This window comes from Streptomyces sp. NPDC046862 (genome assembly GCF_040704615.1).
Classification (GTDB): domain Bacteria; phylum Actinomycetota; class Actinomycetes; order Streptomycetales; family Streptomycetaceae; genus Streptomyces.
On record NZ_JBEYXP010000077.1, the window covers coordinates 1 to 25,594 of the forward strand.

Sequence of the window (25,594 nt, forward strand, 5' to 3'; positions counted from 1 at the left end):
GCCACACCGGCGGCGATCGAGTACGCCCGCCGCTGGCGGGACATGCCGAAGGTGGTGTTCTCCTCTACGACCAGCACGGTCGACTGGAACACCCGTCTGGTCACGGGCGACGCGGTCACCGAGATCACCAGGCTCAAGGCCGACGACGGCGGCCCCATGGACATCGTCGGTGCCACACTCGCCGCGGCGGCCATGCGGGCCGGGCTGATCGACGAGTACGCGGTCGTCACCCATCCGGTCCTGGTGGGCGGCGGCACGCCGTTCTTCACGGCCCTGGACCACTGGGTGAACCTGAGCCTGGTGGAGACCCGGACGTTTCCTGACGGCGTGGTGCTGACCAGGTACGAGACAAGGCGCTGAGTGCCCGACGTCGGATCAGCGCGGCTGACGCCCTGGCGCGCGGACGAGGTGGGGTCAGAAGGGCCGGCAGTCACCCGAATGAGGCAACAGGGCCCAGGCCCAGGCACTCTCAGCCGTGCCAGGTCGGCCGACAACACACGAAAAACGGTGTGTGGCCCGAACCCCTACCCAGGGCCCGGGCCACACGCCGTTCAGCAAAAGCCGACGCCGAACTCACACCGTCCGGAACGCCAGCACAACATTGTGCCCACCAAACCCGAACGAGTCGTTCAGCGCCGCGATCCGCCCCTCGACGGGCAGCTTCCGGGCCTCCCCGCGCACGACATCCGCGTTGGCCTCGGCCTCGGGGTCGAGGTTCTCCACGTTGATCGTCGGCGGAGCCACCCGGTGGTACAGCGCCAGCACCGTGGCGACGGACTCGACACCACCGGCGCCACCCAGCAGGTGACCGGTCATGGACTTCGTGGCGGAGACCGCGAAGTGGTCCGTGTCGTCGCCGAAGACCTTGCGCAGCGCCTTCAGTTCGGCGACGTCACCGGCCGGCGTAGAGGTCGCGTGCGCGTTGACGTGCACGATCTGGGACGGGTCCAGATCGTTCCTGTCCAGCAGGTTCTGCAGGGCGTGGGCGATGCCCCGCCCCTCCGGCTCCGGCTGCACGATGTCGTGGCTGTCGGCGGAGATGCCCTGGCCGACCGCCTCGGCGTACACCCGCGCACCGCGCCTGGCGGCGTGCTCGGCGGACTCCAGGACGATCACGCCGGCGCCCTCACCGAGGACGAAGCCGTCGCGGGCGACGTCGTAGGGACGCGAGGCGCCCTGCGGGTCGTCGTTGTTCTTGGACATCGCCATCATGTTGCCGAACGCGGCGATCGGCAGCGGGTGGATGGCCGCCTCGGTGCCGCCGGCGACGACGATGTCGGCGCGGCCGGAGCGGATCATCTCGATGGCGTAGCCGATGGCCTCGGCGCCCGACGCGCAGGCGGAGACCGGGGTGTGCACACCGGCGCGGGCGCCGACGAGCAGACCCACGTTGGCGGACGGGCTGTTCGGCATCAGCATCGGCACGGTGTGCGGGGAGACACGGCGGACGCCCTTCTCCCTCAGCACGTCGTACTGGTCGAGCAGGGTCGTGACGCCGCCGATGCCGGAGGCGATGACCGCGCCCAGCCGGTCGGGGTCGACGTCCGAGCCCTCGGCGCCGGCCTTGTCGGTGAAACCGGCGTCCGCCCACGCCTCCTTGGCCGCGATCAGCGCGAACTGCGCCGAGCGGTCCAGACGGCGGGCCTGCGGCCGGGGAATGACCTCGGACGGCTCCACGGCGATCTGCGCGGCGATACGGACCGCCTGCTCGGAGGCCCAGTCCTGCTTCAGCGGGCCGGCGCCGGAACGTCCGGCGACCAGGCCCTCCCAGGTAGAGGCCGCGTCGCCACCCAGCGGTGTGGTTGCGCCGATACCGGTGACGACCACGGTGCGATTGGTCGAGCTCACGGGAATTCTTTCTCCAACGGATACGAGGATTCAGCGGCGCCACCGCCGGGTGGCGGGGCAGTCGGCCCACGGACCTGTCTGTCGATCAGGTCCGGGAGGCCGGCCCGGGTGATCGGTCGATCAGCCCTGGTGCTTGAGGATGTACTCGGTCGCGTCGCCGACCGTCTTGAGGTTCTTGACGTCGTCGTCGGGGATCTTGACGTCGAAGCGCTCTTCGGCGGCGACGACGACCTCGACCATGGACAGCGAGTCGACGTCCAGGTCGTCGGTGAAGGACTTGTCCAGCTGGACGTCCTCAACCGGGATGCCGGCGATCTCGTTCACGATGTCGGCGAGACCGGCGACGATCTCTTCCTGAGTGGCGGCCATGTCAGGCGCTCCTTCGTTGTTGTCCAGAGGGTGTGGCGCCCGCCGCGTTGGCGGCAGGTGGTGCATTTCCCGCACCGGAAGCATGATCCGGCACGGAGTGCCTAGGGGAGGGTAACGACCGTCGCTGCGTACACGAGACCCGCCCCGAAGCCGATGACGAGCGCGGTGTCGCCGCTCTTCGCCTCGCCGGTCGCCAGGAGCCGCTCCATCGCGAGCGGGATCGAGGCGGCCGAGGTGTTGCCGGTGGTACGGATGTCACGGGCGACCGTGACGTGCTCCGGCAGTTTGAGGGTCTTCACCATCGAGTCGATGATCCGCACGTTGGCCTGGTGCGGGATGAAGACATCCAGGTCGTCCGAGGTGATCCCGGCCGCGTCCAGCGCCTGCTGGGCGACCTTCGCCATCTCGAACACGGCCCAGCGGAACACCGCCTGGCCCTCCTGCGTGATCGCGGGGAACTTGACGTTGCCCGCGCTGTCCAGCGGAAGCTTGGAGACATCGCCGATCCGGAACTGGTCCCACGGCACCGTCTGCTTGATCGTCTCGGACTTGTCACCCTCGGAGCCCCACACCGTCGGGCCGATGTGCGGTTCCTCGGAGGGGCCGACGACCACGGCACCCGCGCCGTCACCGAACAGGAAGGCCGTGGCCCGGTCCTCCAGGTCGGTCAGGTCGCTCAGCCGCTCCACGCCGATGACAAGTACGTACTCCGCTGATCCCTCGACGACCATGCCCTTGGCGAGCGTCAGCCCGTAGCCGAAGCCCGCGCAGCCCGCCGAGATGTCGAACGCGGCGGCCTTGTCCGTGCCGAGCTTGTCGGCGATCTCCGTGGCGACGGCCGGGGTCTGGCTGAAGTGCGAGACGGTCGAGACGACCACCGCGCCGATCTGCTCGGCCGTGATCCCGGCGTCCGCGATGGCCTTGCCGGACGCCTCGATCGACATCGCGGCGACGGTCTCCTCGTCGCTCGCCCAGTGCCGGGTCTCGATGCCCGAGCGTGAACGGATCCACTCGTCGGACGAGTCGATCGTCTCCAGGATCACCTCGTTGGGCACCACCCGGGTCGGGCGGTAGCCGCCGACACCCAGGATGCGTGCGTAAGGTGCGCCCTTGCGTGCCTTGATCTTCGACATTGCTCTGCGGGCTCCTTGGTCAGGCACCCGCCGCGTCAGCGGCAGATGTCGCTGTCTCCGCGATGAGCTCGCGAGCAGCGTCGAGGTCGTCGGGGGTCTTGAGCGCCAGCGTCTTCACGCCGGGCAGCGCGCGCTTGGCGAGACCCGTGAGCGTGCCGCCCGGGCACACCTCGACGAGCGCGGTCACGCCCAGCTCCTTGAACGTCTCCATGCACAGGTCCCAGCGCACCGGGTTGGCGACCTGCCCGACCAGCCGGGACAGCACCTCGGAGCCGGTGGCGACGGCCTGACCGTCCTTGTTCGACACGTAGGTGACCTTCGGGTCGGCCGGCGTCAGGGCCTCGGCGGCCTTGGCGAGCGCGTCGACCGCGGGGGCCATGTGGTGCGTGTGGAAGGCGCCCGCGACCTTGAGGGCGATCACCTTGCGCACGCCCTCGGGCTTGTCCTCGTTCAGCGCCGCGAGCTGTTCCAGGGTGCCCGCGGCCACGATCTGGCCCGCGCCGTTGACGTTCGCCGGGGTCAGACCCAGCTTCTCCAGGTGCGGGATCGTCGTCTCGGGGGCGCCGCCGAGCAGCGCGGACATGCCGGTCTCGGTGATCGCGGCGGCCTCGGCCATGGCCAGCCCCCGCCTGCGTACGAGGCTCAGGGCGGCCGCGTCGTCGAGGACGCCCGCGAAGGCGGCCGCGGTGATCTCACCGACGCTGTGCCCGGCGACCGCGCCGGGAGCGAGGTCCGCGCCCGCCGCGTCAGCGGCTGATGTCTGGGTACCCAGTGCCGCGGCGGACAGCAGACCGGCCGCGACCAGCAGCGGCTGGGCCACCGCGGTGTCACGGATGGCGTCCGCGTCGGCCTTCGTGCCGTAGTGGGCGAGGTCCAGCCCGATGGCGTCCGACCACGTGCCGAGACGGTCGGCGGCGCCGGGCAGTTCGAGCCAGGGGGTCAGGAAGCCGGGCGTCTGGGCGCCCTGGCCGGGAGCGACGAGTACGAGCACTCTCACACTCTCTCTTGGGGACGGCCGCAGCCGCCCGTGGGGACAGGGACGAAGAACAGGGGGGCGTTTTGTGGGCCTCCAACAAAACCCTATGCCTGGAGATCTCCGTCGACCAGACGCCCCAGGATCAGTGCGATGCGCAGTGTGAACGCGGAGCGTACATCAGAAGGCGACCAGCCGGTGACGTCTGTCACACGTCGAAGCCGGTAGCGCACGGTGTTGGGATGGACGAAAAGCATCCGTGCGGCGCCCTCCAGACTTGACGCCTGCTCCAGATACACGCTGAGGGTCTCCAGCAGCGCCGAACCGGCCTCTTCCAGTGGTCTGTAGATCTCCTCCACCAACTGCTCGCGAGCGCTCGGATCCCCGGCGATCGCGCGTTCCGGAAGCAGATCGTCCGCCAGAACGGGCCGGGGCGCGTCCTGCCAGGCGGAACACGCCTTGAGCCCGGCCGCGGCGGCCTGCGCCGACCGCGTGGCGGCCAGCAGATCGGGCACGATCGGCCCGGCGACCACGGGCCCCGCGGCATAGGGCCCGATCAACGACTTCGCCACCTGCAACGGATCGTTGCTGCCACCCGCGATCACGACGAGCCGGTCGCCCAGCACCCCCGTGAGCACCTGCAGCTTGGCGTGCCGGGCCGCGCGCCGGATCGCCTCGACGGTCAGCTCACTGTCACCGTCGGGGGCGGTCCCCAGCACCACGCACACGTTCTCGGGAGCGTTCCACCCGAGCGCGGCCGCCCGCGACACGGCCCCCTCGTCCGCCTCGCCCGACAACACGGCGTTCACCACGAGCGACTCCAGCCGGGCGTCCCACGCGCCGCGTGCCTCGGCGGCCTGGGCGTACACCTGGGCGGTGGCGAAGGCGATCTCACGCGCGTACACGAGGAGTGCCTCGCGCAACACGGACTCGTCCCCGGGAGCGGCCACCTCGTCAATGGCGCTCTCCATCACCTCGATGGTCGTCCGCACCATCTCCACGGTCTGCCGCAGCGTGATGGCCCGGGTCAGTTCGCGAGGAGCGGTCCCGAAGACATCGGTGGAGATGGCCTGCGGGGCGTCCGGATGCCGGAACCACTCCGTGAAGGCGGCGATACCCGCCTGTGCCACCAGCCCGATCCACGAACGGTTCTCCGGCGGCATCGCCCGGTACCACGGCAGCGTCTCGTCCATGCGCGCGATGGCCTGGGCGGCGAGGCTTCCGGACGACTTCTCCAGCCGCTTCAGCGTTCCGGAGTGCGGGTGGACATCGTGGGGCGAGGACTTGCTGGCTTCGGGCACGGGACAAGACTGCCTTATCGGTACGCCGGGATGGGGCGGTGGGTCGCTACCGTGTAGTACGTGATGGACGTACGCCGTGCTGGTGAGCGCTACAGCGGTGGGGACGCGGCAGCGGGGATCTCCTCGTCGCACGCCTTCTCCTTCGGCCCGCACTACGACCCGGACAACCTCCGCTTCGGGCCGTTGCTCGCCTGCAACGAGGAGCGGCTGGCCCCTGGCGCGGGCTTCGACGAGCACCCGCACAGCCACACCGAGATCGTGACGTGGGTGGTGGAGGGGGAGCTGACGCACCGCGACTCGTTCGGTCACGAGACGGTCGTACGGCCCGGGGATGTGCAGCGGCTCAGCTCCGGGGGCGGTGTGCGTCACGTGGAGCGCAACGACGGGAACGTCCCGCTCACCTTCGTCCAGATGTGGCTGGCACCCCTTGAGCCCGGCGGCGAGCCCGCGTACGAGATCGTCCACGGCATCGCGGACTCCACGCCGTACGCGGTTCCGGAGGCGGGGGCCATGCTGCACGTGCGGCGGTTGGGGGCGGGGGAGCGGACGGCGGTTCCGGACGCGGCGTTCGTGTACGTGCATGTGGTGCGGGGGGAGGTGCGGCTGGACGGGGTTGAGCTGGGGGTGGGGGACTCGGCCAGGATCACGGACGGGAAGGACCTGGAGACGATGGCGGTGTCGGAGGCCGAGGTGCTGGTCTGGGAAATGACCGTCGGCTGAGCGCGCGTGGTGGTGTGGTTTCCTGCCGTGTCTCAAAAGCCCAGCCGGTGAGCGCCTCCAGGGCTCGGGGAGCCACCCCTCGCCCGCGAGCGTCCGCGGCGGTCCAGTAGCCCACTTCGGCCGAAGCTTTGCCGGGGGCTACGTTCTTGAGGACCACATCGCCGACCAGCCGCCCGCGATCTAAGCTGCGTTGCGTTTCAAGGACCGCAAGGCTGAACCGGACACCTGCCGTCCAACCCCGTTCCTGGGCCCGCACCCATCGGACCGCGTCGGCCTCGTCGTCCACGACAGAGCTCGTCCAGTGGCGCAGTGCGGGATCGCGGTATGCCTCGACCAGCGCCGCGACGTCCTCCGTACACCACGGGCGAAGTCCCGCAACTTTTCAGTGGACTGAGGGGCAGATGGGTCGCCGGCCTCGAAACCTGCAATGGCACAGGGTCGGTTGCCCTGACGCCGCTGTCCACCTGATCCGGCTTCCGCAGCTCTTCCGTGCAGGGGCGTCAATGACGGCGAGCGGTCAATAGCCAAGCCGTGTCGACGAAGGCGATGGCACCCCAGATCCAGCAGACGACCGGGACTGTGGCAGGCGCTAACGCCGTAGCGAGGGTGCCCAGGCTGATCGTGCCCAGCACCACTCCTGCACTGCGCCTGGTGGCCAGTGCGGTGCGGAGGGGGCCTGGCTCAGCCAGCCGCCCCGCCAGGTACGCGTCGAACGCTTCCGCGACCTGGTCGTCGATCTCGTCACGCATCTGTGCATTCAGTGAGTCGGACACGGCTGGCCCCCTCCAGTCCGGCGAACGTCAAAGTGGCAGCCGCTACTTGCCGCATGTCAGTAGCCGCGAGCACCCTTGCCCCGAATCTAGCGTCTACAGAGTATTTTTGCAAAGAATCTCTGCACCTACTGCAGAGAGTCTCTGCAGTAGAATGAGGCGCATGGCTGAGCGTCCCGAGACAAGAGTGCTGACCGGCCCGGACCTCAAGGCCTTCTACAAGGCGCTGGCCAATCCGGTGCGCCGCGACATCCTGAGCTACCTCGGCGAACACGGTGAAGCGAACTCCACCAGCGTCGCCAAGGCGCTCGGCGAGAGCACCGGCACGACGAGCTACCACCTGCGCAAGCTCGCCGACCTCAAGCTGATCGCTGAGATCGAGGAGCGCTCCAGCGGCCGTGAACGCTGGTGGAAGTCGCTCATGACGGATATTTTCACGCCCCCGGGGCTGGAAATGACAGCCGACGAACGCGAGGCCGCACTGAAGATCGGTGCGCTCAAGATGACGCAGGATCTGAGTCTGGTCGTCAAGGCCTACACGGGGTACGACAGTTCGGCAGGCTGGAACCAGATTTACCGTTCTCGTCTTTGGATGACGAAGGACCAGGCAGCGGCGTTCGCCGAGGAGTACCAGGCGCTGCTGCACAAGTACGTGACCGAGCCAGGTGACCGCCCCGCCGGCTCGAGGCGCATGGCCGTACGTCTGGTAATGCTGCCGGATGAAGGGTCCGGCTTCGCTCTCCCTGAGGAGGGCGCGCGACAAGAGGGCTCCGATCTAGGCTGAACGGCCCTCGTGCATGAACCCGGTGAGGGCCAGGTTGTGGAGCCGGGCGATGCCGAGCATGGCCTGGTGAACGCCGTCGCCCTTGAGCCGGCAGTCGCGCAGGATCTCGGGCCTGTGGACTACCGCAGACCGTCGACGAACGCCTGCCAGGCGGCCGTGCTGACGATCATGACGGGGCCGGACGGGTCCTTGCTGTCGCGCACCGGTACGGCGCCGGTGGGGCAGCCGTCGGCCACCTCGACGCAGTCACCGCCCGTGTTTCCGCTGTAGCTGGACTTACGCCACTGCGCGTTCTTCAGACCGGGGTCGTTCTCCATAACGCTCCTCCATCACCCGGGTGATCAATGCCGCCGAGGCCTCAACGCAGAGGGCAGCAGCTTGGAGTTCGAGTGCCTGGCCAAGACGCCGGACGTATTGATGGAAACCTGCGCCGACCGCACTGCTCTCAGCCCCGCAGATCCCCCAGCACCGCATCCGTGAACACCGGCCACGCCTCGATCGCCCACGGCCCGAACGCACGGTCGGTCAGCGCCACACACGCCACCCCCGCCACCGGATCCACCCACAGGAACGTGCCCGACTGCCCGAAGTGACCGAAGGTCCGAGGCGAGGACGAGGAACCCGTCCAGTGAGGCGACTTGGAGTCGCGGATCTCGAAGCCGAGTCCCCAGTCGTTGGGGTTCTGGTGGCCGTACCCCGGCAGCACTCCCTTCGTGCCGGGGTAGTGGACGGACATCGCCTCCGCGACCGTACGAGGGTCGAGCAGCCGGGGCGCCTGCACCTCCACCGCGAACCGCACGAGATCGTCCACCGTCGAGACCCCGTCCTTGGCGGGCGAGCCGTCGAGCGAGGTCGACGCCATCCCGAGCGGCTCAAGGACCGCCTGCCGCGCGTACTCCGCGAACGGAATGTCCGTCGCCTTCGCCACGTGGTCCCCCAGCGCCTCGAACCCCGCGTTGGAGTACAGCCGCCGCTCCCCGGGCGCGGACGTCACCCGGTGCTCGTCGAAGGCCAGCCCGGAGGTGTGGGCGAGCAGATGCCGGACCGTGGAGCCGGGCGGGCCCGCAGGCTCGTCCAGCTCGACGGCCCCCTCCTCGTACGCGACCAGCACGGCGTACGCGGCGAGCGGCTTGGTGACCGAGGCCAGCGGGAAGCGGTGCCCGGTGGGGCCGTACGACCCGAGGACCCTGCCGTCCGCACGGACGACGGCCGCCGCGGCCGTGGTCACCGGCCAGTTCTCGATCAACGCAAGGCTCTGAAGGGACATGTGTACGAGGTTATGCGGCTCAGAAACGCAGCCGCATCAAGGGGTCCGGTGTGCGCTGGAAACCGAGCGAGGCGTACAGAGGCCGGGCGTCGGCGGAGGCGGTGAGGTCGACCTGACCCGCTCCCTTCTCGCGGAACCAGTCCAGGAGCGCCTCCATACAGGCGCGGGCGTGCCCCTGGCGGCGCTGGTCCGGGTCGGTGGCCACGCTGAACACGTACCCGACGGTGCCCTGTGGGTTCCGGGCCCGCCCGATCCGGTACTCGATCGTCCCGACCACCAGCGCGGCGAGCGCCCCGGGCCGGGACGGGTGGTCCACCACGAAGGCCGCGAAGTCCCCGTCCGCGTCGGCCAGTCTGCCGCGTATCGTCGGGAGGGATGCGGCATGCCAGTCCGTGGAGGTCTCCGCCCCCGCCATCGCATCGATCATCACCTGACGCAGCCGGAGCACTTCCTCCGCGTCCTCGGGCACCGCACGGCGTACCAGACTCATGATCCACACGGTATCCAGTGGAGCCGTGAGCCGTCGCCGCAATTTCAGTCGCCGGAATTTCATCTGAATCCGCTTGCTTGGAGTGCACTCCAAGGTTCTAGCGTTGAGGTCATGACGGTGATGGAGACAACAGGCACCAGGACCGACAGCTGCGCCGTCGCGTGGCACGCCGACCGGCGGCCGGACGGCCAGGACAAGTACACGATCAGCGAGGTCGTCGGCCTCACCGGCCTGACGGCGCACACCCTGCGCTGGTACGAGCGCATCGGACTGATGCCGCACATCGACCGCTCCCACACCGGCCAGCGCCGCTACAGCAACCGCGACCTGGACTGGCTCGACCTCGTCGGCAAGCTCAGGCTCACCGGCATGCCGGTCGCCGACATGGTGCGGTACGCGGAACTGGTCCGCGAGGGCGACCACACGTACGGGGACCGTTTCGACCTGCTGAAGGCCACCCGGGAGGACGTGCTGGCCCGGATCGCCGAGCTCCAGGACACGCTGGCGGTGCTCGACCGGAAGATCAATTTCTACGCGAACGCCGGGCAGGCCCTGGCATCGGAGAGGGCCTGATGACCAACGGCAAGATCACGACGGCACGGCTCGGCGACGGCGGGCCCGAGGTCGGCGTACAGGGCCTCGGCTGCATGGGCATGAGCTTCGCGTACGGCCCCTCGGACGCCGGGGAGTCACGGGCGACCCTGGAGAGGGCGCTGGAACTCGGCGTCACGCTCTACGACACGGCCGACGCGTACGGCCTGGGGGAGAACGAGACGTTCCTGGCGCCCTTCTTCAAGGCGCACCGGGACGAGGTCGTCATCGCCACGAAGTTCGCCCTCTCGATCCCGCCGGACGACCCCACACGGCGGATCATCCGCAACGACCCGCCGTACATCCGCAGTTGTGTGGAGGCCAGCCTCAAGCGGCTGGACGTCGAGGCGATCGACCTCTACTACATGCACCGGCGGAACCCGGACGTGCCGATCGAGGAGAGCGTCGGCGCCATGGCCGAGCTGGTCCGCGAGGGCAAGGTCAAGCACCTCGGGCTGAGCGAGGTCACCGGCGGCGAGCTGCGGGCCGCGCAGGCCGTGCACCCCATCGCGGCCGTGCAGTCGGAGTGGTCGCTGTTCAGCCGGGACATCGAGGCGGGCGTCGTACCGGCCGCCCGCGAGCTGGGTGTGGCCCTCGTGCCGTACTCACCGCTCGGCCGGGGCTTCCTCACGGGCGCCTTCTCCAACCCCGAGAAGGACCTCCACGCTGACGACTTCCGCCGTCAGCAGCCCCGCTTCACCGGCGACAACGCCGCCGCCAACGCGGCACTCCTGGAGCCGGTCCGCTCGGTCGCCAAGTCCCACGGCGTCTCGCTCGGCCAGATCGCCCTGGCCTGGGCGCAGCAGCGGGCACAGGTGCACGACCTGCCGGTCGTGCCCATCCCCGGCACCCGCAAGCGCAGCCGGGTGGAGGAGAACGCGGCCGCGACGCGCATCGTCCTCACCGACGACGAGCTGGCCCTCCTGGAGCCGATCGCGGCCGAGGTGGCGGGCGACCGCTACGCGGACATGACGTTCACGTCGGCGGGCCGGGAGTAGGCACCCCGGCGACCCGTCGACATCGGGAACGCCCGTCGACACCGGGAACGCCCGGCGGCTAATGGTCGCCGGGCGTGACCAGCCCCGACTCATAGGCGAAGATCACGGCCTGCGCGCGGTCGCGCAGGTCCAGCTTCGCCAGGACGCGGCCGATGTGGGTCTTCACCGTCTGCTCGGCGAGCACCAGGTGGCCCGCGATCTCCTGGTTGGACAGGCCTCGGGCGATCAGTTCCAGCACCTCGGTCTCGCGCGGGGTGAGGCCCTTCAGCCGCCGCGACCGGTGCCTGCGCGGGGCGGGCCGCGCCTGCGCGAAGTCGGCGATCAGACGGCGCGTCACCCTCGGGGCGAGCAGCGCGTCACCGGCCGCCACCACGCGCACCGCCGAGATCAGGTCGGCCGGGGGCGCGTCCTTGAGGAGGAACCCCGAGGCTCCCGCCCGCAGCGCGTCGTACACGTAGTCGTCCACGTCGAACGTGGTCAGCATCAGCACCTTCGGACGGTGCGCCACGTCTTCCTCGGGGGCTCCCGGGTCCAGCAGCTCGCGGGCCGCCGCCAGACCGTCCATCTCCGGCATCCGTACGTCCATGAGGACGACGTCGGGCCGCTCCCGGCGCCCCAGCTCCACGCCCTGCCTGCCGTCAGCGGCCTCGCCCACGACATCGATGTCGCTCTGCGCGGCCAGCAGGGCGGCGAACCCGGCGCGGACCATGGCCTGGTCGTCGACGATGATCACCCGGATGGTCATGGAGAGGACGGACTCCCTTCGTCGGGCGTGGTCATCGGGAGCCGCGCCGCCACGCGGAACCCCCCGTCGGGCAGCCGTCCGACATCAAGGGTGCCGCCGACCAACCGTACGCGCTCGCTCATGCCGACCAGGCCGTGCCCTGTGCCGCCCCACTCCAGCGGCGAACTCGGTTCGGTGGCGGGCCCGTTGACCACGAGCACCGTCAGATGGCCCTCGTCGGTGGAGAGCGACACCCGGGTGGGGGCGCCGGGGGAGTGCCGCACGACGTTGGACAGGGCCTCCTGCACGATGCGGTACGAGGACAGGTCCACGGCCGGTGACACCTTCACCGACTCGCCGAGGACACCCGGCTCGGGAAGGGACAGTTCGACCGGGACGCCGCCGCGTCTGGTCGCCTCGACGAGCTGGTCCAGCTTGTCGAGGCCCGGCTGCGGGGCCCGCTCGCCCCGCGCGTCCTCGCTGCGCAGCACCTGGAGCAGCCGCCGCATCTCCCCGAGCGAGTCGCGGGCGCCGGCGGCTATCGACTCGAACTCCCCGCGCACCTCGTCCGACACACCGGAGAGCCGGTACGAAGCGGAGTCCGCCTGGACCGAGATCACCGTCATGTGGTGGGCCACGACGTCGTGCAACTCCCGTGCGATCCGGGCCCGTTCCTCCAGCAGGGTGCGCTGGGCCCGCTCGGTCTCGCTGATGGCCTCCTGCTCGACGAGCCGGCGCCGCGTCTCACCGCGCTCCCGCAGCAGTGAGCCGAGCAGCAGCACGATCCCGCTGAGGACGATCAGCAGGGCACTGGTGTCCGGGCCGTCCTTGCCGGTCGGGTTGCGGAACGCGCTCAGCAGGAGACTCGCGACCACGGTGACCAGCCAGACACCGAGCAGCGTACGACGCGTCTCGCGCAGGGAGAGCGCCAGGCACAGGAACAGATAGCCCACGACGACCATGGGGGTCCAGGGAGCCGGTCGGCCCCCCACGTCGGCCTGTACCACCAGGAACGCCCCGGCGATGTCCGCCACGACGACGATCCGCCACGCCTGCAGGGGATGGACCACGGCCAGCAGCAGGGGCGCGGCCTGAGCGAAGCCGAGCGCTATCGCCAGGCCGCCGTTCACGCGGTAGTCGTACGCGAGGACCTGGGTGGTGACGGGGATCAGGACGGCGGCGAGCCCCACCGCGACCACGTACGGCAACCGCCGCATCCACCGCCTGGGCGACCGCGCGAACAACGCCTCGCCCGCCCAGGGCGGGGTGCGGAGCTCGTGGTCGGAAGACGTCGATTCGCTGCTCATGGCCTCAAAACCTTAGGCAGCGGGCGCCGTCTCGCCGTCATACCAGGGAGCTGAGCTTCATGTCATACCTGGGTATGAGCGACCCTTCAGGGGCGCGGGGCTGTGTCGATGTGCGGCTCCGCCGCGTGGGCGCGACAAGCCACACACGGCCCGCAGTCGACGAACTCGCCCGCACCCCCACGGCTAAAGCTCCGCCAACAGCTCCGCCTTCTTCGCCGAGAACTCCTCGTCCGTCACCAACCCCGCCTCGTGCAACTCCCCAAGATGCCGAATCCGATCAGCGATATCGGCAGGGTCACGCCGCGCCCCACCCGCAGGCAACGCACCCGCCGAACCCGCGGAGCGCACCGCCGCCAACACCGCCGCCGCGAACGGCAACGACTCGTGCACGGGCCCGTACCCCAGCCCGAACACCACGGAGGCGGGATCCTGGTCGGCCTGGGGCGGCGAACCCCCGTCCGCGTCGCGGCTGAGCAGCCGCAGGTGTCCCTCGAAGACCTCGGGGGACCGCCACTCGACCCCGCTCAGGTCGGCGACCGGAAAGCTCTGGTCGCCGGCCTTCCACTTCGCCGAGGAGGCCCCCGTCCAGAACCACCGGAACGACACGGACTTCCCGTCGAAGGACGCCTTCGCGTCGTACGCCTTGAACTGCAGCGGTGCCTCGGGCGGGGCCACGAGATAGCGCTCCGCCGGGCTGTCGTCCTCGGTGAGCTGCGCGCGTAGCTCGTCCGCGTAGTACTCGGCGAGGGTTTCGCGCTCGGCGGGCAGGACGAGGCGGTACGGGTCACAGGCCTCCTTCAGCTGGCCCGCGGCAGCCTCCATCAGCGGGTCGGCGCCCGGTCGTGGCTCGGCGCGCAGGACGACGGTCCCGCGCTTCCCCTGTGTCAGCGTCACCGCCGCGATCGCTTCCAGGGGAATGCGCCGCTCGCCGAGTGCCTGGAACAGCTTCGGCGTGCGGATTCCCCGTTCGAAGCGGATGAGCACGGAGTCCGACTCGAACTCCCAGGCGGCATGAAATCCGGCCAGTACGTCACCCATGCGGCTCATCGTATGCGTGAGGCGCGTCTTCGTCCCCTCCTCCGTCAGGCGGTGATTCCTTCGTCCTCTACGCGCGTCAGGCCGCCACGGCGGCGGACAAACCCTCCTGGCACGCGTTTTCCTGGTGTTGCCGCAGTGCGCAGTGCACCGCGCGATACGCGCCAACACCGATCTCGGCGAAGTTGCGCAGGCTCTCGGTGCCGGGCTCGAAGTAGCCCGCGTGACCCTTCGCGCCGTCCGCCGACAGTACCCGTGCCCCGAACGCCGAGGACACCGGGTCGGCGCCGTGGCCGAGGCCGCCGACCTCCATGTAGGGCACGTCCTGGATCCAGTCGTCGGCGTCCCGGGTCGCCCAGACCCGGGCCGAGGTGTGCAGCTGGGACGCCTTCTCGGCGCGCATGCCGGGGCTGCCCGCCACCGCGATGTCGGAGACCCGGGCGGGTAGTTGCCGCGCGGCGACCCCGCACAGCACCGAGCCGTAGCTGTGGCAGTACAGCGCGACGGACGAGTCGCCGGGCAACGCCCGCACCAGCGCGTTGAGCCGGACGGCGCCCTGCTCGGCGCGCAGCGCGGTGGCCGCCTCCATGCCGAGCCCGCTGGGCGACGTGTAGTCGGCCCAGGCGATCACCGCCGTACGGGTCGTGGGGTCGGCCGAGCGCTCGGCCGTGTACAGGGCGCTCGCCATGCCGGCGGGTGCCGAGTACCTGCGGTTCGTGCGCTGGAAGGTGAGCACGTCGGTGTCGACGCCGGGCACGACCACCGAGACGCGCTGGGCCCTGGCGAGGTCGCCGAAGACCTCGGCGACCCGGCCCGAGCCCTCGGGGTCGAAGGCGAGGATCCGCCGCCCCGGCTGCATCAGGTCCTCGAAGCGGTGCATACGGCGGCCCGCGTCGTACTGGCCGACGTCGGAGAGCCGCTTGTCGTGCATGCGTTCGAGCTCGATGTCGCGCTGCTCTTCCAGCGCGACGCGGTTCGCGCGGTAGCGGAGCTCGACGGGCGCGCCGTTCATGTTGCCGACCGCGAGCGGGTAGCGGTCGGCGAGGTGGGTGCGCTGCCGTTCGTTGAGCGTGGCGAAGAAGTGGGCGAACCGACCCGGGGAGGAGTCGGCGTCCGGCAGCGCGCGTCCGTCGACGTGTCCGTGGTTCCACGCGGAGAGCGAGGCCTGCAGCGGTGATGACCCCCGGTGGCCGCGGATCGCGGTCCAACCGGTGGTCGCCAGCATCACGAACACGACGGCCAACGCGAGCAGTGCGCGCCAGACGTTGAGTTGGGGAGAGGGGTCGAAGGAAGTCACTGAAAGGACACACTAGGAGAACGGAAGGGTCTCGCGTTAACCGAGTGAGAGGGATCACGTTTCGCACGCAGGCGTTTCACATACCCCTTGCGTTCACGCGCGTGTCGGCCCCATTCCTCAACCTGTTCGCCACTTCCCCGCCAACACCGGCCCCACCGCGTCGAGATACCTGGTGGTCAGCGCGCGGAGCTCGGGGAGGCCGAGGTCCCCGCTCGTCCCCCAGAGCCGCTCCATGACCCTGATCACACCGGCGAAGAGGGCCACCGCGACGCGCGGCCGCGGGTCGGTGTCCACGTCGAGCCCCTCGCGCTCGGCGATGATCCGCGCGACCTCCTCGGCCACCTCGTCGTTGCGGCGCAGATGGGCGGCGAGGAGCGCGGGCGTGGACTCGGTCAGCCGGCACATGCGCAGGTAGAGGTCGATCGGCACGACCTGCTCGACGGCCGCGCCGATGGTGTCCCAGCCCTCCAGTACGGCGTTGCGCAGTGCCTCCAACGGGGCCTCGTCGAGCGGCCGTTCGCGCACCGCCGCGACGAACCGCGTGTGGGTGATCTCCTGGACGGCGAACGCCGCGTCCTCCTTGCCCGCGAAGTAGCGGAAGAAGGTGCGCTGCGAGACGTCGACGGCCGCGGCGATCTCGTCGACGGTCGTGTCCTCGTACCCCTGGGTGGTGAACAGCTCCAGGGCGGCCCGCAGCAGGGCATCCCGAGTGCGCCGCTTCTTGCGTTCGCGCAGTCCCGGCGGGGTCGCCGTGTCCATGAGCCCTCTTCCTCCAACTGTCCGCCTGTACGACCGTCCGACCGGCTCAGATGGCCGTTCGCCCAGCTCAGCCTATCTGTGAGTGACGTGACAGTTACCGACTTGTGAACTGGTTTGTCAATTGTCAGTGGCTGTCATTAGCCTCGGTCGCATGACTAGTCAGACCACCATCGACACGACGGGGCCGGGGGACAGGATCCCCGTCGCGCCGTCGGATCAACGGCCCACCACGGGGCTGCGCGGCCATCCCTGGTTCACCCTCATCACCGTGGCCGTAGGGGTCATGATGGTGGCCCTGGACGGCACCATCGTGGCCATCGCCAACCCGGCGATCCAGAAGGACCTGAACGCCAGCTTCGCCGACGTCCAGTGGATCACCAACGGCTACTTCCTCGCCCTCGCGGTCACCCTGATCACCGCGGGCAAGCTCGGTGACCGCTTCGGCCACCGTCAGACGTTCCTCATCGGTGTGGTGGGCTTCGCGCTCGCGTCCGGGGTCATCGGCCTGTCCAGCTCCATCGCCATGGTCGTCACCTTCCGCGTCTTCCAGGGCCTGTTCGGCGCGCTGCTCATGCCGGCCGCGCTCGGTCTGCTGCGGGCCACGTTCCCGGCCGAGAAGCTGAACATGGCGATCGGCATCTGGGGCATGGTCATCGGCGCCTCCACGGCGGGCGGCCCGATCCTCGGCGGTGTGCTGGTCGAGCACGTCAACTGGCAGTCGGTCTTCTTCATCAACGTGCCGGTCGGCGTCATCGCCGTGATCCTCGGCGTCTGGATGCTGCTCGACCACCGCGCGGAGAACGCGCCGCGCTCCTTCGACGTCCTCGGCATCGCCCTGCTCTCCGGCGCCATGTTCTGCCTGGTCTGGGCGCTCATCAAGGCCCCCGACTGGGGCTGGGGCGACGGCATGACATGGGCCTTCGTCGGCGCGTCCGTGCTGGGCTTCGGGCTCTTCGCCTTCTGGGAGACGAAGGTGAAGGAGCCGCTGATCCCGCTGGCGCTGTTCCGCTCGGTCCCGCTCTCCGCGGGCGTGGTCCTGATGGTCCTCATGGCCATCGCGTTCATGGGCGGGCTGTTCTTCGTCACGTTCTACCTCCAGAACGTGCACGGCATGAGCCCCATCGACGCCGGCCTCCACCTCCTGCCCCTCACCGGCATGATGATCGTCGGCTCCCCGCTCGCGGGCGCGATGATCACCAAACTGGGCCCCCGCATCCCGCTCGCCGGCGGCATGGCGGCCACCGCCATCGCCATGTACGGCATGTCCACGCTGGAGACGGACACCGGCAGCGCCGTGATGTCGCTGTGGTTCGCGCTCCTCGGCCTCGGCCTCGCCCCGGTCATGGTGGGCGCCACCGAAGTCATCGTGGGCAACGCGCCGATGGAGCTCTCCGGCGTCGCCGGCGGTCTCCAGCAGGCCGCGATGCAGATCGGCGGCAGCCTCGGTACGGCCGTCCTCGGCGCCGTGATGGCCTCCAAGGTGGACAGCGACCTGCCGGGCAACTGGAAGGACGCGGGCCTCCCGCCCCTCACCGGCACCCAGCTCGACCAGGCCTCCGAGGCCGTCCAGGTCGGCATGCCCCCCGTCGCCAAGGGCACGCCCGAGGCGATCGCGGCGAAGATCACCGAGGTCGCGCACGACACGTTCATGTCCGGCATGGGCCTCGCCAGCCTCGTCGCCTCCGGCGTCGCGGTGGTCGCGGTCCTGGTCGCCCTCCTGACCAAGCGCGGCGAGAACGCGGAGGCGGGCGCGGGGGTCGGCCACATCTAGATCCCCCTGCGCCGATCCGATCCCCTTTCAGATTTCAGGCGGCTTTCGCCTATCAGGGTGACCGGACTCAAGATCCCTCGCACCACACGCGCGCCGCAGGTCACAGTAAGTCAAGTCCTCCGTACGACATGGGGACTGACCGGTCCTGCGGCGCGCTGCCGGAGGGGGGCAGCGCGCCGGCAGGTTCAAGGCACGAAACGGGGGGTACCCGCCGTATCGACCCGAACTGACGACAGAGTTCAGGGAGTTGATGATGGCGGGTTTCGGGCACGGAACGCGCAGGCACCCCCGCTCACGTGGCCGGACGTGGTCACGGACCGGGCCGGATCGCGCGACGCTGGGAATCATCGGGCTGGTCTGCGCGGTCGCGGGCTTCTTCACCCTCGGGATCGTCCTAGGTCCCGCCGCGATCGTCTGTGGCTGGCTCGCCATGGGCCGCAGCTGGACCGGATCCCGCCCCATCCCGGCGCTCGTCGCCGTGGTGCTGGGCGCCATTGACACCCTCCTGGCGATCATCTGGCTCGCCGGGACGGCCTCTCCCGGAAACGGATTGTTCTGATCCGCGGGGAGTGAGGAAGAAACGCCGGGCACTGCCGGGCATTGAAAGGGCCCTCGGCTGAAGTCGAGGGCCCTTTCAAGTGTGCGGGCACGCCGAGGCTTTTCAGGGGCGCGGGGCTGTGTCGATTTGCGGCTCCGCCGCGTGGGCGCGACAAGCCACGACGCACCCGCACCCGCAAACGCCCCCAACCCTCAACGGCGCTGTTCCTCCAGCCGCGCACGCGACAACGCGGCAACCTCGGCCCGAAGGGCCCGAACCTCCTCCGTCAGCTCGGCGATCGCCGCCGTCTGCCGCCGCTCCTCCACGTCATCCATCTCGAACCGCGAGATGAACCACGCCGCGATGTTCGCCGTCACCACACCGAGCAGTGCGATCCCCGACAGCATCAGCCCGACCGCGAGCATCCGCCCCAGCCCGGTCGTCGGCGCGTGATCCCCGTACCCGACCGTCGTCATCGTCGTGAACGACCACCACACAGCGTCGCCCAGCGTCTTGATGTTCCCGTTCGGCGAGTCCCGCTCCACCGACAGCACCGCCAGCGAACCGAACATCAGCAGCCCGACCACCGAGCCGCCGACGTACGTCGTGAGCCGTATCTGCGAGGCCACCCGCGCCCGCTGCCCGACCAGCAGCAACGTGGACACGAGCCGCAGCAGCCTGAGCGGCTGGAGGAGCGGCAGTACCACCGCGCACAGGTCGAGCCAGTGCGTTCGTACGAACCGCGCGCGCTCCTCGGCCAGCAGCAGCCGTATGAGGTAGTCGACCGCGAACGCGCCCCACACGGCCCACTCCACGGCCGTACACACCCTGGTCACGTCCCCGCTCGCCCCGGGCCACACGATCGGGATGGCGTAGGCGACGGCGAACGCGACGGCCAACCCGAACAGCGGCCGTTGCGTGCGCTGTTCCCAACGGACTTGCGCAGGTCGGTCTTTCATGGCCGCATCGTAGAGAACGTGAAAGGGTGGTGTGACCCGCAGGCCACACCACCCTTGACGGTGCTCGGATCAGATCACCAGATCACGCGTCCCCGCCCGCCGCACCCGGATCCGCCGCCGAGACGTCCAGCAACTGGTACTGGTCGATCGCCTGCTTCAGCACCGACCGGTCGACCTTGCCCTCACGCGCCAGCTCGGTCAGTACCCCGACCACGATCGACTGCGCGTCGATGTGGAAGAAGCGCCGCGCCGCACCCCGGGTGTCGGCGAAGCCGAAGCCGTCCGCGCCCAGCGACTGGTACGTGCCCGGCACCCAGCGCGCGATCTGGTCCGGAACCGACCGCATCCAGTCCGACACGGCCACGAACGGGCCCTCGGCGCCGGTCAGCTTCCGCGTCACGTACGGGACGAGCTGCTCCTCCTCGGGGTGGAGCAGGTTGTGCCGCTCCACCTCGACGGCCTCGCGGCGCAGCTCGTTCCAGGAGGTCGCCGACCAGACGTCCGCCTTCACGTTCCACTCGGAGGCGAGGATCGCCTGCGCCTCGACGGCCCAGGGCACGGCGACACCGGACGCGATGATCTGCGCCGGGATCGTGCCCGACTCGCCGGCCCTGAAGCGGTGGATGCCCTTGACGATGCCCTCGACGTCCACGTCCGCCGGCTCGGCGGGGTGCTGGATCGGCTCGTTGTAGACGGTCAGGTAGTAGAAGACGTCCTCGCCGTGCGGGTGCTCCTCCGAGGAGCCGTACATCCGGCGCAGACCGTCCTGCACGATGTGCGCGATCTCGAACCCGTACGCCGGGTCGTACGCGACACACGCGGGGTTGGTGGAGGCGAGCAGCTGCGAGTGGCCGTCCGCGTGCTGGAGGCCCTCACCGGTCAGCGTCGTACGGCCGGCGGTCGCGCCCAGGACGAAACCGCGCGCGAGCTGGTCGCCCATCTGCCAGAACTGGTCGCCGGTGCGCTGGAAACCGAACATCGAGTAGAAGACGTACACCGGGATCAGCGGCTCGCCGTGCGTGGCGTACGACGAACCGGCGGCGATCAGCGACGCGGTGCAGCCCGCCTCAGAGATGCCGTCGTGCAGCATCTGGCCGCTCGGCGACTCCTTGTAGGCGAGGAGCAGATCGCGGTCCACCGCCTCGTACTGCTGGCCGAGCGGGTTGTAGATCTTCGCGCTCGGGAAGAACGAGTCCATGCCGAAGGTGCGGTACTCGTCGGGCGCGATCAGCACGAACCGCTTGCCGAGCTCCTTGTCCCGCATGAGGTCCTTCAGCAGCCGGACGAACGCCATGGTCGTGGCGATCGACTGCTGACCCGAGCCCTTCTTCACGCTCGCGTACGTCTTGTCGTCCGGCAGCGCGAGTGGCTTCGACCGCACGAGACGGGTCGGGACGTACCCGTCCAGACCCTTGCGGCGGTCGTGCATGTACTGGATCTCCTCGGAGTCCGGCCCCGGGTGGTAGTACGGCGGCAGGCCGCTCTCCAACTCCTTGTCGGAGATGGGGAGATGGAGACGGTCGCGGAAGCCCTTGAGGTCGGCGACCGTCAGCTTCTTCATCTGGTGCGTGGCGTTGCGGCCCTCGAAGTTGGGGCCGAGCGTCCAGCCCTTGACGGTCTTGGCGAGGATGACAGTCGGCTGGCCCTTGTGGGCGCGGGCCGCCGCGTACGCCGCGTAGATCTTGCGGTGGTCGTGACCGCCGCGGCCCAGGTGCAGGATCTGGTCGTCGGTCATGTGCTCAACCATCGCGCGCAGCCGGTGGTCGTCGCCGAAGAAGTGGTCGCGGATGTACGAGCCCGTCTCGGTGGCGTACGTCTGGAACTGGCCGTCCGGCGTGGTGTTCATCCTGTTGACCAGCACACCGTCACCGTCCTGCGCCAGCAGCGGGTCCCACGAGCGGTCCCACACCAGCTTGATCACGTTCCAGCCGGCGCCCCGGAAGACCGACTCCAGTTCCTGGATGACCTTGCCGTTGCCGCGCACCGGGCCGTCGAGGCGCTGGAGGTTGCAGTTGACGACGAAGGTCAGGTTGTCGAGGCCCTCGCGGGCGGCCAGGGTCAGCTGGCCGAGCGACTCCGGCTCGTCCATCTCGCCGTCGCCGAGGAACGCCCACACGTGGGACTGGGAGGTGTCCGCGATCCCGCGCGCCTGCAGGTACCGGTTCATCCGGGCCTGGTAGATCGCGCCGATCGGGCCGAGGCCCATCGACACGGTCGGGAACTCCCAGAAGTCGGGCATCAGCCGCGGGTGCGGGTAGCTCGACAGCCCGTACGGCGTCTTCGACTTCTCCTGCCGGAACGCGTCGAGGTGCTGCTCGCCGAGCCGGTCGAGGAGGAACGCGCGGGCGTAGATGCCGGGGGAGGCGTGGCCCTGGAAGAAGATCTGGTCGCCGCCGTCGCCCCGGTCCTTGCCGCGGAAGAAGTGGTTGAAGCCCACGTCGTAGAGGGAGGCGGAGGACGCGAAGGTGGCGATGTGCCCGCCGACGCCGATGCCGGGCCGCTGGGCGCGGGAGACCATGACGGCGGCGTTCCAGCGTGTCGCGTTGAGGATCTTCCGCTCGATCTCCTCGTTGCCCGGGAAGAACGGCTCGGCCCTGGTGGGGATGGTGTTGACGTAGTCCGTGCTGCGCATCTCGGGCACGGCCACGCGCTTCTCGCGGGCCCGCTCGATCAGCCGGAGCATCAGGTAGCGCGCCCGCTCACGGCCGCGCTCGTCCACGGCGGCGTCGAGCGAGTCGAGCCACTCCTGGGTCTCCTCGGGGTCGAAGTCAGGGACCTGACTCGGAAGGCCGCCAATGATGATCGGGTTGCGATCGGATCCGGAAGCCACGCTGTTCCTTCGCTGTCAGAGGGCCACTCTTCTAGGTGCCTGCACCGTTCCCCATCGTGTACCTCGGGAACGTAAACGTCACCTCTACCGTGGGGTAACCAGGACCTTCGCACGGGCGCTTGGGGCGGGCCCGAGCAAAACGCAACGATACGCCCGGGCCGTGACGCGTTCCGTAAAGGCATTCGAGTCTCGTACCCTCGGATAGTTACTGAATACACAAACCGGGCAGAACGGCGTGGTGCGTGTCACTCTTCTCGTGTGATTCCATGCCTGGAGTTGCGGCGACACGGCCAGGATCGTCACCGTTTCGGCGGTCTCAGTGGCTGGGTACTTGCGCGATCCGTCCCGCCCGTGTGGACTACGGCCAACGCTTCGCGTACGCGCGTGGCTGAACTTCCCTGGGGGCGACCCCACCCGAACATGATCAGGAGGCAACCCGTGAGCGCGACCGCGGACCACGCGGAGGAGCGGACGAACCCTGCCGCGAGGCTGGGGTTCCAGCCCGAGCAGGTGGTCCAGGAGATCGGCTACGACGATGACGTCGACCAGGAGCTCCGCGAGGCCATTGAGGAAGTCGTCGGCAGTGAGCTCGTCGACGAGGACTATGACGACGTGGCCGATGCCGTGGTGCTCTGGTTCCGCGACGAGGACGGTGACCTGACCGATGTGCTGGTGGATGCCATCACGTACATCGAGGAAGGTGGCTCGATCCTGCTGCTGACGCCCAAGACGGGGCGCGACGGCTACGTGGAGCCGAGTGACATCTCCGAAGCCGCGACGACGGCGGGTCTGTCGGCGACGAAGAGTGTGAGCGTCGGCAAGGACTGGAGCGGGAGCCGGCTGGCGACCCCGAAGGCGGCCAAGACCAAGAGGTGAGTGTCCTTCGGGGCGCATGTGTGTGAGCCGGGTACGGGGCGGTGGAGGGTGTTCTTTCGCCCCCGCCGCCCCTACCCGTCCCATCCCGGGGCTCCGCCCCGTCAGGCGCGCGGGGCTGTGTCGAATATGCGGCTCCGCCGCGATGGGGGTCCCCCCGCTCGAGCGAAGCCGAGAGTGGGGGAGCGACCAGCCACACTCAACCCGCAGCCAACCCACTCGCCGCAACCACTCCTTGATCGCTGCGTAGGCTGGGGGCTGCCCGAACAGCCCACGGAAGGAAACGCAGGACATCATGGCGATCCAGGTCGGCGACAAGGCCCCGGACTTCGAGCTCAAGGACAATCACGGCGCCACCGTGAAGCTCTCGGACTTCCGCGGCGCGAAGAACGTGGTGCTGCTCTTCTACCCCTTCGCCTTCACCGGCGTCTGCACCGGCGAGCTGTGCGAGCTGCGCGACAACCTCCCGAAGTTCGTCAACGACGACGTCCAGCTCCTCGCGGTCTCCAACGACTCCATCCACACGCTGCGCGTCTTCGCCGAGCAGGAGAACCTGGAGTACCCGCTGGTCTCCGACTTCTGGCCGCACGGCGAGACCTCCCGGGCGTACGGCGTCTTCGACGAGGACAAGGGCTGCGCCGTGCGCGGCACGTTCATCATCGACAAGGAGGGAGTCGTGCGCTGGACCGTGGTGAACGCACTGCCCGACGCCCGTGACCTGAACGAGTACGTCAAGGCGCTCGACACCTTGTGATTCTTGGCCCCCAAGGCCTGCGACGGGCGGGAACCCCTCACTAGGATCGACTCGTTGATCCGATGGCAACGCACGACGGGGCTTCCCGCCCCTGACACCAATGGGAGGACTCGTGGGAGTCAGCCTCAGCAAGGGCGGCAACGTATCGCTGACCAAGGAGGCCCCTGGGCTGACCGCGGTCATCGTCGGTCTGGGGTGGGACATCCGCACCACGACCGGTACCGACTTCGACCTGGACGCCAGCGCACTGCTGCTGGACGCCTCGGGCAAGGTCGGCAACGACGCGAACTTCGTGTTCTTCAACAACCTCAAGAGCCCGGACGGCTCGGTCGAGCACACGGGCGACAACCTCACGGGTGAGGGCGAGGGCGACGACGAGCAGATCAAGATCAATCTCGCCGGCGTGCCGGCCGAGATCGAGAAGGTCGTCTTCCCCGTCTCCATCTACGACGCCGAGAACCGCCAGCAGTCCTTCGGCCAGGTGCGCAACGCGTTCATCCGCGTCGTGAACCAGACCGGCGGCGCCGAGATCGCCCGCTACGACCTCAGTGAGGACGCCTCCACGGAGACCGCCATGGTCTTCGGTGAGCTCTACCGCAACGGAGCGGAGTGGAAGTTCCGCGCCATCGGCCAGGGCTACGCGTCGGGCCTGCGCGGCATCGCGCAGGACTTCGGCGTGAACGTCTGAGCCGTATCCGCATGTGATCGTCCGAGCCCCCGTGCACGCCCGAGGCGTGCACGGGACTCACTCCGTCCGGCGCCGCACCTCCTAGTCGAGTGCGGCGCCGGACGTGCTCATACCCGTGGTAACCCCATCCATAGGCACCCGCCCCCACCCACCCGCACGGAGCGGGCGTACCGTTCGTACCGCTCATTTCCGCTCGTACAACAAAACACAGCTCGATACGGGGAGGACCAGCACCATGGGCGTCACGCTCGCCAAGGGAGGCAATGTCTCCCTCTCCAAGGCCGCGCCGAACCTCACGCAGGTGATGATCGGGCTCGGCTGGGACGTCCGCACCACCACGGGCGCCGACTTCGACCTGGACGCCAGCGCCCTGCTGTGCAACACGGGCCGGGTCCTCGGCGACGAGTGGTTCGTCTTCTACAACAACCTCAGGAGTCCGGACGGCTCGGTCGAGCACACCGGCGACAACCTCACCGGTGAGGGGGACGGCGACGACGAGTCGATCCTGATCGATCTGTCGAAGGTGCCGGCGCACTGCGACAAGATCGTCTTCCCGGTCTCCATCCATGACGCCGACAACCGCGGCCAGTCCTTCGGCCAGGTCAGCAACGCCTTCATCCGGGTCGTCAACCAGGCCGACGACCAGGAGCTCGCCCGCTACGACCTGAGCGAGGACGCCTCCTCCGAGACCGCGATGATCTTCGGCGAGGTCTACCGGTACGGGGGCGAGTGGAAGTTCCGAGCGGTGGGACAGGGGTATGCATCGGGACTGCGAGGCATCGCACTCGACTTCGGGGTGCACGTCTCGTAGCGCA

Annotated in this window: 27 protein-coding genes and 2 pseudogenes; 11 read left to right on the forward strand and 18 right to left on the reverse strand. The window is 69.3% G+C overall.

The genetic code is table 11. From position 1 onward, the window contains the following. A partial coding sequence (locus tag AB0959_RS48220) for a dihydrofolate reductase family protein (protein ID WP_366833319.1) occupies positions 1-360 on the forward strand: 360 nt, incomplete at its 5' end. Between the two features lie 213 nt (positions 361-573). On the opposite strand, the gene AB0959_RS48225 is transcribed toward AB0959_RS48220, so the two are convergent. The 5 genes from AB0959_RS48225 to AB0959_RS48245 form a co-directional block, all read right to left on the reverse strand. Beyond that, positions 574-1,848, reverse strand: coding sequence for a beta-ketoacyl-[acyl-carrier-protein] synthase family protein (locus AB0959_RS48225; RefSeq protein WP_366833320.1), 1,275 nt, complete (start codon positions 1,846-1,848; stop codon positions 574-576). A gap of 120 nt (positions 1,849-1,968) precedes the next feature. After that, a complete protein-coding gene (locus tag AB0959_RS48230) occupies positions 1,969-2,217 on the reverse strand; it encodes an acyl carrier protein (protein ID WP_152775753.1) in 249 nt (82 codons plus the stop codon). A 101-nt stretch (positions 2,218-2,318) separates the two neighbouring features. Next, positions 2,319-3,350, reverse strand: coding sequence for a ketoacyl-ACP synthase III (locus AB0959_RS48235; protein WP_366833321.1), 1,032 nt, complete (start codon positions 3,348-3,350; stop codon positions 2,319-2,321). A 19-nt stretch (positions 3,351-3,369) separates the two neighbouring features. Next, positions 3,370-4,341 (reverse strand): ACP S-malonyltransferase, encoded by a 972-nt coding sequence (locus AB0959_RS48240; RefSeq protein ID WP_366833322.1) that lies wholly within the window; start codon positions 4,339-4,341, stop codon positions 3,370-3,372. An 89-nt stretch (positions 4,342-4,430) separates the two neighbouring features. Further along, positions 4,431-5,624, reverse strand: coding sequence for a helix-turn-helix domain-containing protein (locus AB0959_RS48245; RefSeq protein WP_366833323.1), 1,194 nt, complete (start codon positions 5,622-5,624; stop codon positions 4,431-4,433). A 63-nt stretch (positions 5,625-5,687) separates the two neighbouring features. On the opposite strand from AB0959_RS48245, the gene AB0959_RS48250 reads away from it, so the two are divergent. After that, complete coding sequence (locus AB0959_RS48250) at positions 5,688-6,344, forward strand: pirin family protein (protein WP_366833358.1); 657 nt, start codon at positions 5,688-5,690, stop codon at positions 6,342-6,344. Between the two features lie 28 nt (positions 6,345-6,372). On the opposite strand, the pseudogene AB0959_RS48255 reads toward AB0959_RS48250, so the two are convergent. Next, positions 6,373-6,714: pseudogene (locus AB0959_RS48255) on the reverse strand (GNAT family N-acetyltransferase); the annotation flags it as partial. A 130-nt stretch (positions 6,715-6,844) separates the two neighbouring features. Next, positions 6,845-7,117, reverse strand: coding sequence for a hypothetical protein (locus tag AB0959_RS48260; protein ID WP_366833324.1), 273 nt, complete (start codon positions 7,115-7,117; stop codon positions 6,845-6,847). Positions 7,118-7,277: 160 nt separating this feature from the next. Here AB0959_RS48260 and AB0959_RS48265 point away from each other — a divergent pair, with 160 nt between their 5' ends. After that, the gene (locus tag AB0959_RS48265) at positions 7,278-7,898 is read left to right on the forward strand and encodes a helix-turn-helix domain-containing protein (RefSeq protein WP_366833325.1); all 621 of its coding nucleotides are present in this window, start codon (positions 7,278-7,280) and stop codon (positions 7,896-7,898) included. Between the two features lie 119 nt (positions 7,899-8,017). On the opposite strand, the gene AB0959_RS48270 is transcribed toward AB0959_RS48265, so the two are convergent. The 4 genes and pseudogenes from AB0959_RS48270 to AB0959_RS48285 all read right to left on the reverse strand — a co-directional run bounded on the left by AB0959_RS48270 (position 8,018) and on the right by AB0959_RS48285 (position 9,655). Then, the gene (locus AB0959_RS48270; protein WP_366833326.1) at positions 8,018-8,215 is read right to left on the reverse strand and encodes a DUF397 domain-containing protein; all 198 of its coding nucleotides are present in this window, start codon (positions 8,213-8,215) and stop codon (positions 8,018-8,020) included. Next, positions 8,175-8,282 (reverse strand): annotated as a pseudogene (locus AB0959_RS48275) (XRE family transcriptional regulator); the annotation flags it as partial. The gene AB0959_RS48270 and the pseudogene AB0959_RS48275, both read right to left, overlap by 41 nt. A 61-nt stretch (positions 8,283-8,343) precedes the next feature. After that, the gene (locus AB0959_RS48280; RefSeq protein WP_366833327.1) at positions 8,344-9,165 is read right to left on the reverse strand and encodes a serine hydrolase domain-containing protein; all 822 of its coding nucleotides are present in this window, start codon (positions 9,163-9,165) and stop codon (positions 8,344-8,346) included. A gap of 19 nt (positions 9,166-9,184) precedes the next feature. Beyond that, positions 9,185-9,655, reverse strand: coding sequence for a GNAT family N-acetyltransferase (locus AB0959_RS48285; RefSeq protein ID WP_366833328.1), 471 nt, complete (start codon positions 9,653-9,655; stop codon positions 9,185-9,187). Positions 9,656-9,766: 111 nt separating this feature from the next. Between AB0959_RS48285 and AB0959_RS48290 the strand changes: the two genes are divergently transcribed. Both AB0959_RS48290 and AB0959_RS48295 read left to right on the forward strand, forming a co-directional pair. Further along, positions 9,767-10,228, forward strand: coding sequence for a MerR family transcriptional regulator (locus AB0959_RS48290; protein WP_366833329.1), 462 nt, complete (start codon positions 9,767-9,769; stop codon positions 10,226-10,228). Next, positions 10,228-11,244 carry an aldo/keto reductase gene (locus AB0959_RS48295; RefSeq protein WP_366833330.1) on the forward strand — a complete coding sequence of 339 codons (1,017 nt, stop codon included), beginning with the start codon at positions 10,228-10,230 and terminating at the stop codon, positions 11,242-11,244. Before AB0959_RS48290 ends, AB0959_RS48295 begins: the two co-directional genes overlap by 1 nt. A gap of 58 nt (positions 11,245-11,302) precedes the next feature. On the opposite strand, the gene AB0959_RS48300 is transcribed toward AB0959_RS48295, so the two are convergent. From AB0959_RS48300 to AB0959_RS48320, 5 genes are all read right to left on the reverse strand, one after another. Further along, positions 11,303-11,989: a response regulator transcription factor gene (locus AB0959_RS48300; protein WP_366833331.1), complete on the reverse strand. Its 687-nt coding sequence runs from the start codon at positions 11,987-11,989 to the stop codon at positions 11,303-11,305. Continuing rightward, positions 11,986-13,275: a sensor histidine kinase gene (locus tag AB0959_RS48305; RefSeq protein WP_366833332.1), complete on the reverse strand. Its 1,290-nt coding sequence runs from the start codon at positions 13,273-13,275 to the stop codon at positions 11,986-11,988. Before AB0959_RS48305 ends, AB0959_RS48300 begins: the two co-directional genes overlap by 4 nt. 183 nt (positions 13,276-13,458) lie before the next feature. Further along, a complete protein-coding gene (locus AB0959_RS48310) occupies positions 13,459-14,322 on the reverse strand; it encodes a DUF4429 domain-containing protein (RefSeq protein WP_366833333.1) in 864 nt (287 codons plus the stop codon). Positions 14,323-14,389: 67 nt separating this feature from the next. Beyond that, complete coding sequence (locus AB0959_RS48315; RefSeq protein ID WP_366833334.1) at positions 14,390-15,607, reverse strand: alpha/beta hydrolase; 1,218 nt, start codon at positions 15,605-15,607, stop codon at positions 14,390-14,392. Positions 15,608-15,724: 117 nt separating this feature from the next. Continuing rightward, on the reverse strand, positions 15,725-16,366 hold the full coding sequence (locus tag AB0959_RS48320; RefSeq protein WP_366833335.1) for a TetR family transcriptional regulator: 642 nt from the start codon (positions 16,364-16,366) through the stop codon (positions 15,725-15,727). 151 nt (positions 16,367-16,517) lie between these two features. Here AB0959_RS48320 and AB0959_RS48325 point away from each other — a divergent pair, with 151 nt between their 5' ends. Then, complete coding sequence (locus tag AB0959_RS48325; protein WP_366833336.1) at positions 16,518-18,137, forward strand: MFS transporter; 1,620 nt, start codon at positions 16,518-16,520, stop codon at positions 18,135-18,137. A 250-nt stretch (positions 18,138-18,387) separates the two neighbouring features. Next, a complete protein-coding gene (locus tag AB0959_RS48330) occupies positions 18,388-18,696 on the forward strand; it encodes a small hydrophobic protein (RefSeq protein ID WP_366833337.1) in 309 nt (102 codons plus the stop codon). A gap of 191 nt (positions 18,697-18,887) precedes the next feature. On the opposite strand, the gene AB0959_RS48335 is transcribed toward AB0959_RS48330, so the two are convergent. Both AB0959_RS48335 and aceE read right to left on the reverse strand, forming a co-directional pair. Further along, complete coding sequence (locus AB0959_RS48335) at positions 18,888-19,634, reverse strand: potassium channel family protein (RefSeq protein WP_366833338.1); 747 nt, start codon at positions 19,632-19,634, stop codon at positions 18,888-18,890. An 82-nt stretch (positions 19,635-19,716) separates the two neighbouring features. Then, positions 19,717-22,464, reverse strand: a complete 2,748-nt coding sequence (aceE, locus tag AB0959_RS48340; protein ID WP_366833339.1) for a pyruvate dehydrogenase (acetyl-transferring), homodimeric type — start codon at positions 22,462-22,464, stop codon at positions 19,717-19,719. A 438-nt stretch (positions 22,465-22,902) separates the two neighbouring features. On the opposite strand from aceE, the gene AB0959_RS48345 reads away from it, so the two are divergent. The 4 genes from AB0959_RS48345 to AB0959_RS48360 all read left to right on the forward strand — a co-directional run bounded on the left by AB0959_RS48345 (position 22,903) and on the right by AB0959_RS48360 (position 25,590). Further along, positions 22,903-23,340, forward strand: coding sequence for a DUF3052 domain-containing protein (locus AB0959_RS48345; RefSeq protein WP_366833340.1), 438 nt, complete (start codon positions 22,903-22,905; stop codon positions 23,338-23,340). Positions 23,341-23,632: 292 nt separating this feature from the next. Next, positions 23,633-24,091: a peroxiredoxin gene (locus AB0959_RS48350; protein ID WP_366833341.1), complete on the forward strand. Its 459-nt coding sequence runs from the start codon at positions 23,633-23,635 to the stop codon at positions 24,089-24,091. A 112-nt stretch (positions 24,092-24,203) separates the two neighbouring features. Further along, positions 24,204-24,779 carry a TerD family protein gene (locus AB0959_RS48355; protein ID WP_366833342.1) on the forward strand — a complete coding sequence of 192 codons (576 nt, stop codon included), beginning with the start codon at positions 24,204-24,206 and terminating at the stop codon, positions 24,777-24,779. 235 nt (positions 24,780-25,014) lie between these two features. Then, the gene (locus AB0959_RS48360) at positions 25,015-25,590 is read left to right on the forward strand and encodes a TerD family protein (protein WP_366833343.1); all 576 of its coding nucleotides are present in this window, start codon (positions 25,015-25,017) and stop codon (positions 25,588-25,590) included. Positions 25,591-25,594: the final 4 nt, after the last annotated feature.